Here is a 14,552-nt window from a genome sequence, read left to right as displayed (position 1 = left end):
GGAGGTAACCCGGTGAGCACCATCGTCGCACCCGTGTCCCGTACCGTTCCCGCACGAACGGTCGCCGTGCCCGTACCGGCCGATCCGAACCCGGCCGGGCACGGACCGCTGGACGTGCTCGGCGTACCCGGACAGGTCAACCTCGACTACGCCGCCACCGCGCCGTGCGCGCGGGCCGCGGCGGACGCGGTGGCCGAACTGCTGCCCTGGTACGCCAGCGTGCACCGGGGCGCCGGAGCGCTGTCCCGGCGCTGCACCCTCGCCTACGAGCGGGCCCGGCAACAGGTCGGCGACTTCCTCGGGGTACGTCCCGACGACCACGTCGTCTTCACCCGGAACACCACCGACGCGCTCAACCTGTTGGCCAGGGTCCTGCCGCCCGGCGGCAAGGTGGTGACCTTCGCCTCGGAGCACCACGCCAACCTGCTGCCGTGGCCCGTCGACACGGTCCGGCTGCCGGTGCCCGGCTCGCCCGGCGCGGCGGTACGGGCCCTCGACGCCGCACTGCGCGAACTGCGCCGGGGCACCGACGGCAGCGCGCCGATCCTGGTCGCGGTGACCGGGGCCAGCAACGTCACCGGGGAGTGCTGGCCGATCGCCGATTTGGCCCGCGCCGCCCACCGGCACGGCGCGCGGATCGTGCTGGACGCCGCTCAACTCGCCCCGCACGCCGAGGTGGACATCTCCGCCCTCGCGGTCGACTACGTGGCCGTTTCCGGTCACAAGCTGTACGCGCCGTTCGGGATCGGCGTACTGGCCGGGCGGGCGGACTGGCTGGACGCCGCACCGCCGTACCTCGCCGGTGGCGGGGCCACCCGCACGGTCGGTCCGGCCACCAACGACGTCGACTGGGCGGACGGGCCCGGCCGGCACGAGGCCGGTACCCCGAACCTGCTCGGCGCGGTGGCGCTGGCCGCCGTCTGCGAGGCGCTGACCGGCGCGGACCGCCCCGCGCTGTACGCCCGGGAGCAGGCCCTCCTCGCCCACCTGCGTACCGGGCTCGCCGCCACGCCGGACGTGGTCGAACTGCGTACCTTCGACGCGGACGCACCCCGGGTCGGCATCGTCTCGTTCGTGGTCGCCGGCCGGGACTCGGCGCAGGTCGCCGCCGAGCTGGCCCAGCGCTGGCAGATCGGGCTCCGGGACGGTCTCTTCTGCGCGCATCCGCTGGCCCGACGCCTGCTCACCGAGGCGGGCACCCGGAGCGGCCGGCCCGACCTGCCGCCGACCGCGCTGCGCGCGAGCATCGGGCTGGGCAGTACCACCCGGCAGGTGGACCGCCTGCTGGCCGCCCTGGCCGCCCTCGGTTGACCGGCCCGGTCGCCCGGCGCCCGGGGTACCGGACGGTCGGGGTCACGACCGGGTGGACCGGGCCTCCGAGGACGGCGTGTCCGACGGTGTGTCCGAGGGCCGCCCGCCGGGATCCTTGAGCGCGTCGTCGGCGGCCTCGCCGGCATGACCGCCCGCTGCCCGCCGTACCAGCCGGTTCGCCTCGGTGCGTTCGATCCCGGTGGCCCGGAGGATGTCGCTGCCCGTGGTACGCACCTGCGCGATCACCACGCTGCCGGAGAACCCGACCCCCTCCGCGTACGCCCGACCGGCCTGGCCGATCGCCTGTAGCGCCTGCTCACGGGCGGCCTCCGGCCGTACGCCGAGGCCGAGATCCTTGCGCAGCAGTCGTACCGACTCGGCCAGCAGAGCCACCGCGGCCGACATCTCCTCCGGCACCGGTTCCTCGTCCTCCAGCGCGGTGACCGCCCGCCGGATCAGGGTTCCGCTGTTGTGTACGGCGTGCTCGATGTACTCGGCGCTCTCCACGTACTGGGTGAGCGCTCCCCGGCGGTGCCAGCGCACCGGCGCCAGGATGGAGGTCTCCCGCCCACCCTCCAGCGCCTCGGTGAAGCCCTGGAGGTGGTCCTCCACCTGACGCAGCCGGTCCAGGGCGGCCTGGGCCCGGGAGGCGTTCCGGGACTTGAGCGCCTCGGCGGTCTCGCTCAACTCCTCGGTGAGCCGGCCGAGCGCGGGTCGGGCCGCCCGGTCCACCACCCGGAGCGGGTTGAGCGGCAGCACCAGGGCGAGCACCACCAGCCCGGCGAAGCCGCCGATCAGCGCGTCGATGACCCGGGGTGACTCGATGTTCTCCATCGACGCCGGGGTCACGGTCACGATCAGCACCGCGGTCGCCGCCGCCTGGGTCACCACCGCCGGGCCGCCGCCGAGGAAGATGGTGACCACGATCGACAGAAAGACGATCACGCCGAGCTGCCAGGGCCCGGTGCCGGCGGCGAAGACCAGTGCGTCGCCGAGGCCGATGCCGACCGCCACCCCGATGATCAGCTCGATGGTCCGGCGGAACCGCTGGCCGACCGAGGAGGCGAGCGTGCCGATCGCGGAGATCGGTGCGAAGACCGGCGACGGATTGCCCAGCAGTTCGTGCGAGCCGACCCAGGCCAGCGCCGCCGCGACCCCGGCCTGGAGCGCGAGCACCAGATTGAACTGCACGGCGTGCCACCGGTCCCGCACGGTGGCCCGGGACCGCTTCTTGGCCTCCTGCGCCAGCCTGGCGATACGCTCCCGATCGACCTCCACGGGCGTTCTGGCCATGGTGTCCCGGACGGAGCGCATGGCGGGGACTACCCTCTTCCGAACCTCCCGAACCCGACGAAGGAAGGGCCCCTTCTTATCGCTTTTTGTATAAGAAGGGGCCCTTCCTAACGCCTGAGGCGCCGTGGTCGACGTACTCGTCCGGCGGATAGCCTGCCAACCATGCCGGATCTTCTCGACGACCTGCGGGCCGTGCTCGGCGAGTCTGCCGTGCTGACCGACCCCGACCTGCTCCGCGGCCACCAGCGCGACGAGGCGGACCTCTGCGCCGCCGGGATGCCCGCGGTGGTGGTACGGCCGCGCGACACCGCCGAGGTGGTCGCCGTACTCCGGACCGCGGCCACCCACGGTGTCCCGGTGGTTCCGCAGGGCGCCCGGACCGGGCTGGCCGGGGCCGCCAACGCGGTCGACGGCGCCGTGCTGCTCTCCACGGTGGCGATGGACGAGATCCTGGAGGTGGATCCGGTCAACCGGATCGCGGTGGTCCAGCCGGGCGTGGTCAACGCCGCCCTCGCCGCCGAGGTCGCCAAGCACGGCCTGCGGTACCCGCCCGATCCCGGCTCCTGGGAGTCGTCCACCATCGGCGGCAACGTGGCGACCAACGCGGGCGGGATGTGCTGCGTGAAGTACGGCGTCACCACCGAGTACGTGATCGGCCTGGAGGTGGTACTCGCCACCGGCGAGGTGCTGCGTACCGGACGGCGTACCGCGAAGGGGGTCGCCGGGTACGACCTGACCCGGCTGTTCGTCGGCTCGGAGGGCACTCTCGGCGTGATCACCGAGGTGACCGTGTCGTTGCGCCCGGCCGCCGAGGAGTCGTTGACCCTGGTGGCGGTCTTCCCGTCCACCACCGCTGCCGGGCAGGCGGTGGCCGGGATCTCCGCACAGGGGCTCAGCCCGAGCCTGCTGGAGTTGCTGGACCGGACCCATCTCGGCGCGATCGAGGCGTACCGGCCGATGGGGCTGCGTACCGATGCCGGTGCGCTGCTGCTGGCCGCCGCCGACACCGGTCCCCGGGCCGCCGCCGACCTGGCGAGAGTGGCCGAGGTCTGTACGGCGAGCGGTGCCGACGAGGTCTTCGCCGCCACCGACGCGGCGGAGGCCGCCGCGCTGCTCCAGGCCCGCCGGCTGGCCCATCCGGCGATGGAACGGTTCGCCGCCGAGACCTACCCGGGTGGCAACGGTGGGCTGATCATCGACGACGTGGCCGTACCCCGGACCGCACTCGCCGCGCTGCTCGACGGCGTGGCCCGGATCGCCGACGAGTACGACATCCCGATCGGCGTGGTCGGGCACGCCGGGGACGGCAACATGCACCCGAACATCGTGGTCGACCGGGCCGATCCGGCCAGTCTGGAACGTGGGCGACTGGCCTTCGACGCGATCATGGAACTCGGCCTCTCCCTCGGCGGCACCTGCACCGGCGAGCACGGCGTGGGGCTGCTGAAGCGGGACTGGCTGGCCCGGGAGATCGGGCCGGTCGGCGTGCGGGTGCACCGGGCGATCAAGGAGGCGCTCGACCCGATCGGCCTGCTCAACCCCGGCAAGGTCCTCTGACCGGTCCAACCGCCCGGCCCGGCGGCCCGGCGACCGACCCAGGCGGCCCGGCGAGCGGCCCGGACAGCGGCGTCGCCGAGCCGGGTCAGCCGGGCAGTTCCACCCCGCCCATCCCGGCCTCGGCACTCCGGTCGGCGGCGAAGCCGCGTACGTCGGGGGCACCGACCCGGGCCGCGTCGGCGGTGGCGTCGTCGGGCATCCGCTGTGACTGCCGTTCCGCCTCCACCCGGGCCAGGTAGTGCTCGACCTCGCGGGCCCGTACCGTGGCGTCCCAGCCGAGCACCCGGCCCATGATCTCGGCCGCGTGTCCCGCCGATTCCACCCCCCGGTGCGGGGTTTCGAAGGAGATCCGGGTACGCCGGGTCAGCACGTCGTCGAGGTGCAGCGCGCCCTCGGCCCGGGCCGCGTACGCCACCTCGGCGGCCAGGTACTCCGGTGCCCCGGCCAGCGGCGATCCGAGCAGCGGGTCGGCGTCGACCATCCCGAGCAGGTGGTTGGTGAGGTTGCCGTACCGCTCCAGCAGGTGTTCGACCACGCCGGCCTGGATCCCGTGCCGGCGGGCCAGGTCGGCCCGGTCCCGCCACAGCGCGCCGTACCCGTCCGCGCCGAGCAGTGGCAGGTCGGCGGTACGCGACTGGCGTACCCCGCCGAGCCGCCGAGCCGCCCGGTCGACCACGTCGGCGGCCATCACCCGGTAGGTGGTGTACTTGCCACCGGCCACCAGCAGCAGTCCGAGCATCGGCTCGTAGACCGCGTGTTCCCGGGACAGCTTCGAGGTCGAGTCGGCCTCGCCGGAGAGCAGCGGGCGCAGCCCGGCGTAGACACCCTCGATGTCCTCGGTGCTCAGCGGCCGGTCCAGTACGGTGTTGACCTGGTCGAGCAGGTAGTCGATGTCCCGGGCCGAGGCCGCCGGGTGGGCCCGGTCGAGCCGCCAGTCGGTGTCGGTGGTGCCGATGATCCAGTGCCCGCCCCAGGGAATCACGAACAGCACCGAACTGGGCGTACGCAGGATCAGCCCGGCCTCGCCGGTGATCGCCGAACGGGGCACCACCACGTGCACGCCCTTGGAGGCGCGTACCCGCAGTCCCCGGCGTACTCCGACGTCGCCGAGCAGCTCCGCCATGTCGTCGCTCCACACGCCGGTGGCGGCGATGACGGTGCGGGCCCGTACCTCGAACTCGGCGTCCGGTGACCCGGGCGGCGCCTCCATGTCCCGGACCCGTACCCCGGTCACCTCGCGGGCCTGCCGGGTCAGTCCGACGACCCGGGCGCTGGTCACCATCGCCGCGCCCAGGCTGGCCGCCGTGCGGGCGAGGGTGACCACCAGGCGGGCGTCGTCGACCTGGCCGTCGTAGTAGCGGATGGCTCCGGCGATCGCGTCGGCGCGCAGGCTCGGGAACATCCGGCGGGCGCCCTCCCGGCTGAGGTGGCGGTGCAGCGGCATGCCGCGCCCGCCGCCGAAGACCCCGGCGAAGGCGTCGTAGGCGGCGACTCCGGCGCCGTAGTAGGACCGTCGCCAGGCCCGGCCGGGTAGCCCGGTGGGTCCGCCGCCGGGCGGCAGCGGGACCAGGATCGGTACCGGGCGGACCAGGTGGGGCGCGAGTCGGGTGGCCAGCAGGCCACGCTCGGTCAACGCCTCGTGGACCAGGCCGAACTCCAACTGCTCCAGGTAGCGCAGACCGCCGTGGATCAGCTTGCTGGACCGGCTGGAGGTGCCGGACGCGTAGTCGCGAGCCTCGACGAGAGCCACCTTGAGGCCACGGGAGGCCGCGTCGAGGGCGGCGCCGGCGCCGGTCACGCCACCCCCGATGACGAGCACGTCGAACCGTTCGCCGCGCAGCCGACGCAGGTCGGCGGTGCGGCGGGACGGCGAGAGCCGGCTGGCGGTGTTCCGGGAAACGCTGGGGTCACGCACCCGTCCACGGTAGCTGTACCGCTGGTTCCGGTGCGGCCGGCGGGCTCCGGCTTCGATCGGGGCCCCCGGGGCACCAGCCATCTCTTGGCATTGGCGACTTCCTGACAGGGGCGTTCCCGGAGCCGGCCGGGCCGTCCAGGGGGTCGCGCTTCCTTGACAGGTACCCATAAGCTTTGCAATGCAGAGTCCGCTGCTGTTCGCCGCCACCGCCGCCTGGTACGCCTGGCGAGCACGCCAACTGGGCGTACGGGTGGCCTGGCCGCTCTTCGCCGGCACCGGACTCGGCGTACTGCTGCTGCTCGCCGTCGTCGCCGCCGTACCGAAGACGGAAATCGCGTCCGACGCCATGACCGCCGACTTCTCCGCGTGGTCGTGGCAGGGGCTGCTCACCCCGCTACTGCCGGTGGCTGCCGCCGTTCTCGCGCTCGCCTGGGCCGAACGCAGCCCGAGCCTGGCCGCCGCCGGGCTCTGGATCACCCTGCTCACGACCTGGCTCTGCGGCAGCTTCCTACTGGGTCACATCCCGGGCTGGGTCGCCGGACTCCTCACCGGCGGTGCGAGCACGTACGGCGGCCAGCTCGCACTCCGGCCCGGTCACTATCTTGGGCTGATGGCGCTGCCGCTCGTGGTCTTCGCCGTGGTGCGCGGTACGCGGGCCCGGCGGCTCCGTCGTGCCTGACCCGAAGCCGGTGCCGACACATCCGGCGCTGGCCCTCGACGACACCGTCCACCAGCGGGTCCGACTCGGCATCCTCACCGTGCTGAGCGAGACCCGGGAGTGCAAGTTCGGCACGTTGCGGGACGAACTCGGGCTGACCGACGGCAACCTCAACCGACACCTGCGGATCCTGGAGCAGGCCGAGCTGTTACAGGTGATCAAGGGCTACGAGGGCCGCCGTCCCTGCACCTGGCTCCGGCTGACCCGGCAGGGCCGGGCCGCCCTGCGCGCGGAGGTCACCGCGCTGGAGCAACTGGTGGCACGGCTGCGCAACGCTCCCGTCGACGAACCCGAGGCCGACGCCTGATCCGCGAAGCGGAGGGTCCACGGTTCGCCGACCGGCGTCGTACTGTTCGGGGCATGCAGGATGGTCCGCCGCCGCCACCCGACGAGCCGTCCGTGCCGCCACCCGGCCCGGCGCAACCGCCACCACCGCCGCCACCCGGGCTGGCGCAACCGCCACCACCGCCGCCACCCGGGCTGGCGCAACCGCTGCCGGCACCGGCCGGTCCGGAAAAGGTGCCACCGTCGGTCGGCCCCGCCTACCCGACCCCGCCGCCGGCGGGGCCGCCGTGGCCGCCATGGCCGCCGCGACCGGCGCCGCCGAGCGGCCCCTGGCCGGTGGTCGCCGCCGCGTTCGTCGGAGTCTGGGCCGTGCTGGTGACGGTCGGCACGCAGACCATCGTCTGGCTCGTCGAACAGGTCCTGCTCGTTTCCGGGCTCGACCAGCCGGCCTGGACCTGGCCGGCCACCGCAGTGGTGAGCACGCTGCTGGTCGGGGTGCCCGCCGCACTGCTCGCCGTCCTGCCCCGATCCCCCGGGGTACGGGCCGCCGGGCGGGCCTGGCTGCTCGGCGCGATCGTGCTCGGCGCGTTCGGTCTGCTCCGGGCGATTCCGCTGCCGCTGCCCGAGGTGTACCTGGCCGCCCTGGCGGCGTCAGCCGCGCTGGCCGCCGTACTGATCCGGTGGCGTGCCGCCCGAGTCCGGCGCCGTGACCCCCGGGCGGCGCAGGCCCGTACCGAGCCGGCCACCATCGCCCTGGCCGTGGCCGGCGGGCTCGCCCTGCTGTTGCCCTGGCTCTGGGTGGGCGCGCTGGGTGGGCTGCTGGAGACGGCGTTCGGACTGCTCGCGGCGGCGGCTGTCGGCTGGCTGGCCGCCACCATTCTGGACGGATCGTTCTGGGCCGGCTACGAGCGGCCGGGCGGGGCCGGGCCGGCGGGACAGGCGCCGGACCGACCGGTCGGCGGGGCCCGTCTGGTCCTGGTCGGCGGTCTGGTCGCCGGGGTGACCCTGGCTCTCCTGGCGGGTGGGATCGGCCAACCGGGCGTACAGCTCGCCGCGCTGCTCGTACTCCCCCCGGCCGGCTTCGCGATCGCCGCCCTGCGGCCCGGTTCCCGACCCGTGCTCCGCAGCGCCAGGCCGGCGGCCGAACTGGCCGCAGGACCGTGGTTCGGCGGGACCGCCGCAGTCGGCTGGCTGGTCGGGATCGCCGCCGCCGGGCCGCTGATCCTGGTGGATCCGGAGGAGATCACGATCCTGCTCACCACCACCCGGGACGTGCCGTTCTGGGTCGCGGTCGCCGCCACCGGCTCGCTGGCCGTCGCGGTGCTGCTCGGCCTCGGGTACGGCTTCGGCTTCGGCCGGGTCGGCGCACCCGTCCCCCGCCGGCTGGTGGCCGGGGCGGTCGCCGCCGGCCTGCTGCTCGCCTCCGCCGGGGTGTACGTCGGCCTCGGCTCACCCGGCTGGCAGGGCGAGCGGCTGTTCGTGGTGCTGCGGGAGCAGGCGGACCTGACCGGGATGACCGGCGCCGGTACCGGTTCCGCCGGCCGGGAGTCCCGAGCCCGCGAGGTGTACGGCCGGCTCGTCGCCACCGCCGAGCGGTCCCAGGCCGGACTGCGCCGGGACCTGGACCGGCTCAGGCTGAACTACACGCCGTACTACCTGGTCAACGCGCTGGAGGTGGACGGCGGTACGGCCGTACGCGCCTGGCTGGCCGGGCGTGACGACGTGGCCCAGGTACGGGTCAGCCAGCGGTTACGGGCACTGCCCGCCGCCGGCTCCCCGGCCCGGGGGACCGACCCGGCGCCGGCCGTACCGGGATGGAACCTGAGCCTGATCGGCGCCGACCGGGTCTGGTCCCAGCTCGGGGTGGACGGCTCGGGAGTCGTCGTGGGTGGCTCGGACTCCGGTGTGGACGGCAGCCATCCCGCGCTCTCCGCCGGATTCCGGGGCGGTGACGACTCCTGGTTCGACCCGTGGAACGGCTCCCGCTCCCCCGTCGACCAGGGCGGCCACGGCACGCACACCCTGGCCACCGCCGTCGGCGGCCGGAACGTCGGCGTGGCCCCGGGTGCCCGCTGGGTCGGCTGCGTGAACCTCGACCGGAACCTGGGCAACCCCGCGCACTACCTGGACTGCCTACAGTTCATGCTCGCGCCGTTCCCGCCCGGTGCCGACCCGTTCCGGGCCGGACGGCCGGAGCGGGCGCCGCAGGTGCTGACCAACTCGTGGGGCTGCCCGGAGATCGAGGGCTGCGCCCGGGACACCCTGCGGCCGGCCGCCGACGCCTTCGCCGCCGCCGGTGTCTTCTTCGTCGCCGCCGCCGGTAACACCGGCCCGTTCTGCGGATCGATCGACACCGCGCCCGCGCCGTACCCGGAGGTGTTCACCGTGGGGGCGGTGGACCGGCAGCGCCGGGTCGCCGACTTCTCCAGCCGTGGTCCGGCGGCCGGTGGGGCCGGCAAGCCGGACGTGGTCGCGCCCGGCGTCGCCGTGCTGTCGGCCCTGCCCGGCGGCGGGTACGGCAGGCAGAGCGGCACCTCGATGGCGACCCCGCACCTGGCCGGCGTGGTGGCGTTGATGTGGTCGGCGAACCCCGCGCTCGTCGGCGACCTGGAGACCACCCGCCGGATCCTGCGGGAGAGCGCGACGCCGGCCGAGCCGACCTTCCGATCCGGGAACGACGCCGACCGGTGCGGGTCCGAACGCAACATCACCGGGGCCGGCCTGGTCGACGCGTACGCCGCGGTGCGGGCCGCCCAGCAGGCGGTACGCGGCTGATCGGCGGGCTCCCCGTCTCGCCATCGGCCGGAAGATGACCTAGGGTCGGCGCTCGTGCATGCCGAGTTCTCGATCGTCGAGCTGACCGACGACCAGCTACCCGCCGTGGTGCAGTTGTGCCGGGAGGCGTTGGACCTGCCCGACGACGCCGCCGAGGCGGTGGCCATCGTGGACCGGTTGCGGGACGACACTCCCCCGCCCGGGTCGACGTCCCGGCGCCGTACCGTCGGGTTCGTCGCGCTCCGCGCCGGCGTACCGGCCGGAGTGGCGCTCGGCTCGCTGGCGTACCGGGATCCCACCGTCGGCCACCTCGACCTCCTGGCGGTTCATCCGGACCAGCGGCGCCGGGGCCTCGGGCGCGGGCTGCTGCTGCGGGTCGAGAACGCGCTCGCCGGTCTCGGCGCCACCCAGGTACGGCTCGCCGGCAACGCCCCGCACTACGTGTGGCCCGGCATCGACGTCCGGTACACCCCGGCGATCTGCGCGGCGCTGGCGCTCGGTTACGAGCCGGAGGGTACCGCCTGGAACATGACCGCCGACCTGTCCGCCGAGTCCTCTCCCGCGCTGCGGTCCACCGACGCCGCCGAACGACGACTGGCCGACCAGGGCGTGACGGTACGCCGGGCGGTCCCGGACGACGCTCCGGCGCTGATCGAGTTCGCCCGGACCACCTTCGGCGGCAGTTGGGACGCCGAGCTGCTGCACTCGATCGACCGCGAGGGCGCCGGCTGCCACCTCGCCCTCCGTACGCCCGCTGGCGGTGGGCCGGTGGAACTGCTCGGCTTCGCCGCGTACGGCTCGTCCCGGCCGAGCTGGTTCGGGCCGATGGGCACCGCGCCGAGCGCCCAGGGCCTGGGGATCGGGAGCGTGCTGCTCCGCCGCTGCCTGCGCGACCAGCGGGCGGCGGGACACCGGCGCGCGCAGATCGGCTGGGTCGGCCCGATCCCGTTCTACGCCCGAGGTGCGGGTGCCTGGATCGAGCGGGTGTTCTTCCTCTACCGCAAACAGCTCCAGTCCGGTATCGAAAGCAGCTCCGGTCACCTGTCGGCGGTTTGAATCGAAACAGCGCCATTTTCCCGTGCCATTGGCCGGAAGCCTCCTACCGTTTGGGGAGAAGGAGGCAGTCATGGCGAAGGACGACGAACCAGTTGACGATCTCCACTCGATCACTTCGGCACCGCTCGGAGATCTGCCACCACCGGCACCGGTGTCCCGGCTCGACTACGGTGATGCCGCCCAGCGGGCTGAAATGGACGAAATCAAGGACGTGTCCCTCGACGAGCCCATCGAGTTGGTAGACGCCCCGGTACAGATCCGAGAACCGTTCAGCCGGGCCGAAAAGCGGCGCAACCAGCGACGCATGACGACATGAGAAAGGGGCGGACCGCTCGCGCGGCCCGCCCCTTCCAGACGTGAAGACTGGACTCAGAAGTCCATGTCCCCGCCGCCCGGCGCAGCCGCCGGGGCCGGGTTCTTCTCCGGCTTGTCCGCCACCACAGCTTCGGTGGTCAGGAACAGGGCCGCGATCGACGCCGCGTTCTGCAGCGCCGAACGGGTCACCTTGGCCGGGTCGATGATGCCGGCCTTGAGCAGGTCGACGTACTCACCGTTGGCCGCGTTGAGGCCGTGGCCGGCCTCCAGGTTGCGGACCTTCTCGACCACGACGCCACCCTCGAGGCCGGCGTTGACGGCGATCTGCCGCAGCGGGGCGTCCAGCGCGATCTTGACGATCTGCGCGCCGGTAGCCTCGTCACCGGCGAGGTCCAGCTTGTCGAAGGCGGTCTTGCCAGCCTGAACCAGCGCGACACCACCACCGGGGACAATGCCCTCCTCGACGGCGGCCTTCGCGTTACGCACCGCGTCCTCGATCCGGTGCTTGCGCTCCTTCAGCTCGACCTCGGTGGCCGCGCCGACCTTGATCACCGCAACGCCGCCGGCCAGCTTGGCCAGGCGCTCCTGCAGCTTCTCGCGGTCGTAGTCGGAGTCGCTCTTCTCGATCTCGGCGCGGATCTGGTTGACCCGACCGTTGATCTGGTCGGCGTCGCCGGAACCGTCGACGATGGTGGTCTCGTCCTTGGTCACCACGACCTTGCGGGCACGGCCCAGCAGGTCGAGGCCGGCGGCGTCGAGCTTGAGGCCGACCTCTTCGCTGATCGGCTGGCCACCGGTGAGGATGGCGATGTCGCCCAGCATGGCCTTGCGGCGGTCACCGAAGCCCGGCGCCTTGACGGCGACGGACTTGAAGGTGCCCCGGACCTTGTTCACGACCAGGGTCGCCAGGGCCTCGCCCTCGACGTCCTCGGCGATGATGACCAGCGGCTTGCCCGACTGCATGACCTTCTCGAGGATCGGCAGCAGGTCCTTGACCGTCGAGATCTTGCTGTTGACGATCAGGATGTAGGGGTCGTCGAGGACGGCCTCCATCCGGTCGGGGTCGGTCATGAAGTACCCCGAGATGTAACCCTTGTCGAAGCGCATACCCTCGGTCAGCTCCAGCTCGAGCCCGAAGGTGTTGCTCTCCTCGACGGTGATGACGCCTTCCTTGCCGACCTTGTCCATCGCCTCGGCGATGATCTCGCCGACGGTGTTGTCACCGGCGGAGATGGAGGCGGTGGAGGCGATCTGCTCCTTGGTCTCGACGTCCTTGGCGAGCTTGCTCAGCTCCTCCGAGACGCTCGTGACCGCGGCCTCGATGCCCCGCTTCAGGGCCATCGGGTTCGCGCCGGCCGCGACGTTGCGCAGGCCTTCGCGGACCAGCGCCTGGGCCAGGACGGTCGCCGTCGTCGTGCCGTCGCCGGCCACGTCGTCGGTCTTCTTCGCGACCTCCTTGACCAGCTCAGCGCCGATCTTCTCGTACGGGTCCTCGAGCTCGATCTCCTTGGCGATGCTCACACCATCGTTGGTGATGGTGGGAGCGCCCCACTTCTTCTCGAGCACGACGTTGCGGCCCTTCGGGCCCAGCGTCACCTTTACGGCGTCGGCGAGGGTGTTCATGCCCCGCTCGAGGCCACGGCGCGCCTCCTCGTCGAACGCGATCATCTTGGCCATACGGCGTTGTCCTCCTGGACACTCACGGCCGCCGGGGCCTTGCCGACCCCGAACCTGCCGCCTGATTACGCACCTTCGGACGTCACTACGGCACTGGCGGCGGGGTCGTCGGGCGCCCGAGGGCGCCTGATCGACTCCGTCGCGTTGTGCGACAGTGACGTCCGCCGGCCGGGCCGGACAGCCCGCGACGACCGGCCGACTGCCGCCGGTCTGTCTCCCAGACCCGCGACCGTGGCCCTAACCGCCCCGACCTTTGGCACTCGCGGCGCGCGAGTGCCAATCACTTGTTTAGCACTCTCCCCTGCCGAGTGCAAGCCGCTCGGGGACCGTCAGGAGAGTTCGGCGGCCAGTCGCGCGGTGTTCACCGGCGCCTCCTGACCCCGCTGCTCGGTGTACGTGAGCAGGATCCCGATGACCTGTGCGAGTTGGACCGGCAGGCTCAGCACGGCACCGACCACGGTGATCACCACGTACCCGACGGAGAGGCCCACCACCTCCGTCGGCCCGATCCCCACGGCGAGCATCCCGAGATTCTGTAGCACAGCCACCACCAGGCTCCCGCCGAGCAGCACGCCCACCACGATCGCGACCCGACCGAGGACCATCACGAACCGGGCGTGGACCATCTGGAACGAGCGCCCGACCGGATTGCGCCGCTCGAACAGGTAGATCGGACCGGCGAGGCTCACGGCCAGGCCGAGGTAGAGAGCGGGTACGAGGCAGGCGCAGACGCCGGCCGTGATGATCAAGCTGCTGAGCAGGTACCAGCCCCAGAGCCCCAACGCCCGGCGCAGGCCGTACCGGAAGGCGGGGCCGAGGGGAGCGGGCTCGCCGGAGGCCTGCCGGACGATCACCCACACGGCGGCCGCCCAGCCCATGCTCTGCACCAGGCCGGCGACGAGCACGACCGCGAGTACGACCACCATGAAGACGAGAAACGTTCCCAGGAACTCTCCGACGGCTCCCGGCGCCGGCTCGCCGGTCGACCCGACGGTGGGCTCGAGGAGCGTCGGATCCGGCTGGAAGGGCACCATCGCCAGGGTTACGACCACCAGCGGCAGCACCTGGGTGATCAGCAGGATCAACGACAGCGGTCGCCAACCTCGCCGGGCCACCGACCAGCACCGCTCCCACCACGCGCCGATCCCCGCGCCGGGCGGCGGAACGAGCGGGTCGCGCGGATCCGGGTAACCCGGCGCAGGCCAGTACCCGGGACCGGCCCCCGGCACCGGGCCGGGATAGCCGGGGTACCCGGGCTGACCCGGATAGCCCGGCTGACCCGGATAGACGAGTTGCCCCGGGTAGACCGGCAGATCTGGATAGGTTTGCTGGCCGGGATCAACGGCCTGGCCCGGGTATCCCGGCTGGCCCGGGTATCCCGGATGCACCCGCGGAACTGGGCGGCCCGGCTGGCTCGATTGATCCGGCCCGGGCGGGCTACCGGACTGGGCCGATTGACCCGGCTCCGGCGGGTTAGCGGGCTCGGGCGGCTTACCGGACTGGGCCGGTTGACCTGGCTCGGGCGGTTGACCGGCCCAGACCGGACGATTCGGCTCGGCCGGTTCCGGTTGCTCGCCGGGGCGGGCCCCTGAACCGGCATCAGAATCGGGCTGGCCAACTGGCGGCGGTTCGACCACGAACTCTCCTCAG

11 protein-coding genes are annotated in these 14,552 nt (G+C 73.0%); 7 read left to right on the top strand and 4 right to left on the bottom strand.

Translation table 11 applies throughout. The features are described 5' to 3' along the window. Positions 1-66: 66 nt before the first annotated feature. The gene (locus tag H4W31_RS11530; RefSeq protein ID WP_318783730.1) at positions 67-1,311 is read left to right on the top strand and encodes an aminotransferase class V-fold PLP-dependent enzyme; all 1,245 of its coding nucleotides are present in this window, start codon (positions 67-69) and stop codon (positions 1,309-1,311) included. 42 nt (positions 1,312-1,353) lie between these two features. Here the strand turns inward: H4W31_RS11530 and H4W31_RS11525 are convergent, their stop codons facing one another. Continuing rightward, on the bottom strand, positions 1,354-2,604 hold the full coding sequence (locus H4W31_RS11525; protein ID WP_225945487.1) for an FUSC family protein: 1,251 nt from the start codon (positions 2,602-2,604) through the stop codon (positions 1,354-1,356). A gap of 162 nt (positions 2,605-2,766) precedes the next feature. Here H4W31_RS11525 and H4W31_RS11520 point away from each other — a divergent pair, with 162 nt between their 5' ends. Further along, positions 2,767-4,161 carry an FAD-binding oxidoreductase gene (locus tag H4W31_RS11520; RefSeq protein ID WP_192766653.1) on the top strand — a complete coding sequence of 465 codons (1,395 nt, stop codon included), beginning with the start codon at positions 2,767-2,769 and terminating at the stop codon, positions 4,159-4,161. An 85-nt stretch (positions 4,162-4,246) separates the two neighbouring features. On the opposite strand, the gene H4W31_RS11515 is transcribed toward H4W31_RS11520, so the two are convergent. Continuing rightward, a complete protein-coding gene (locus H4W31_RS11515) occupies positions 4,247-6,076 on the bottom strand; it encodes a glycerol-3-phosphate dehydrogenase/oxidase (RefSeq protein WP_318783135.1) in 1,830 nt (609 codons plus the stop codon). 178 nt (positions 6,077-6,254) lie between these two features. Here H4W31_RS11515 and H4W31_RS11510 point away from each other — a divergent pair, with 178 nt between their 5' ends. From H4W31_RS11510 to H4W31_RS11490, 5 genes are all read left to right on the top strand, one after another. Further along, positions 6,255-6,755: a hypothetical protein gene (locus tag H4W31_RS11510; protein ID WP_192766651.1), complete on the top strand. Its 501-nt coding sequence runs from the start codon at positions 6,255-6,257 to the stop codon at positions 6,753-6,755. Further along, on the top strand, positions 6,748-7,101 hold the full coding sequence (locus H4W31_RS11505; protein WP_192766650.1) for a winged helix-turn-helix domain-containing protein: 354 nt from the start codon (positions 6,748-6,750) through the stop codon (positions 7,099-7,101). Before H4W31_RS11510 ends, H4W31_RS11505 begins: the two co-directional genes overlap by 8 nt. Before the next feature lie 53 nt (positions 7,102-7,154). Then, on the top strand, positions 7,155-9,854 hold the full coding sequence (locus H4W31_RS11500; RefSeq protein ID WP_192766649.1) for a S8 family serine peptidase: 2,700 nt from the start codon (positions 7,155-7,157) through the stop codon (positions 9,852-9,854). Positions 9,855-9,908: 54 nt separating this feature from the next. After that, on the top strand, positions 9,909-10,910 hold the full coding sequence (locus H4W31_RS11495; RefSeq protein WP_192766648.1) for a GNAT family N-acetyltransferase: 1,002 nt from the start codon (positions 9,909-9,911) through the stop codon (positions 10,908-10,910). A 70-nt stretch (positions 10,911-10,980) separates the two neighbouring features. Continuing rightward, positions 10,981-11,226, top strand: coding sequence for a hypothetical protein (locus H4W31_RS11490; RefSeq protein WP_225945486.1), 246 nt, complete (start codon positions 10,981-10,983; stop codon positions 11,224-11,226). 53 nt (positions 11,227-11,279) lie between these two features. Here H4W31_RS11490 and groL read toward each other — a convergent pair whose 3' ends face one another. Together groL and H4W31_RS11480 are read right to left on the bottom strand one after the other, a co-directional pair. Further along, the gene (gene groL / locus H4W31_RS11485; protein ID WP_192766647.1) at positions 11,280-12,902 is read right to left on the bottom strand and encodes a chaperonin GroEL; all 1,623 of its coding nucleotides are present in this window, start codon (positions 12,900-12,902) and stop codon (positions 11,280-11,282) included. Positions 12,903-13,231: 329 nt separating this feature from the next. Continuing rightward, positions 13,232-14,290 carry a hypothetical protein gene (locus H4W31_RS11480; protein ID WP_192766646.1) on the bottom strand — a complete coding sequence of 353 codons (1,059 nt, stop codon included), beginning with the start codon at positions 14,288-14,290 and terminating at the stop codon, positions 13,232-13,234. Positions 14,291-14,552 lie beyond the last annotated feature (262 nt).

Source organism: Plantactinospora soyae (assembly GCF_014874095.1).
Lineage (GTDB): Bacteria > Actinomycetota > Actinomycetes > Mycobacteriales > Micromonosporaceae > Plantactinospora > Plantactinospora soyae.
The sequence above is the reverse complement of the archived record's forward strand: the minus strand, read 5'-3'. Positions and strand labels throughout refer to the sequence as shown.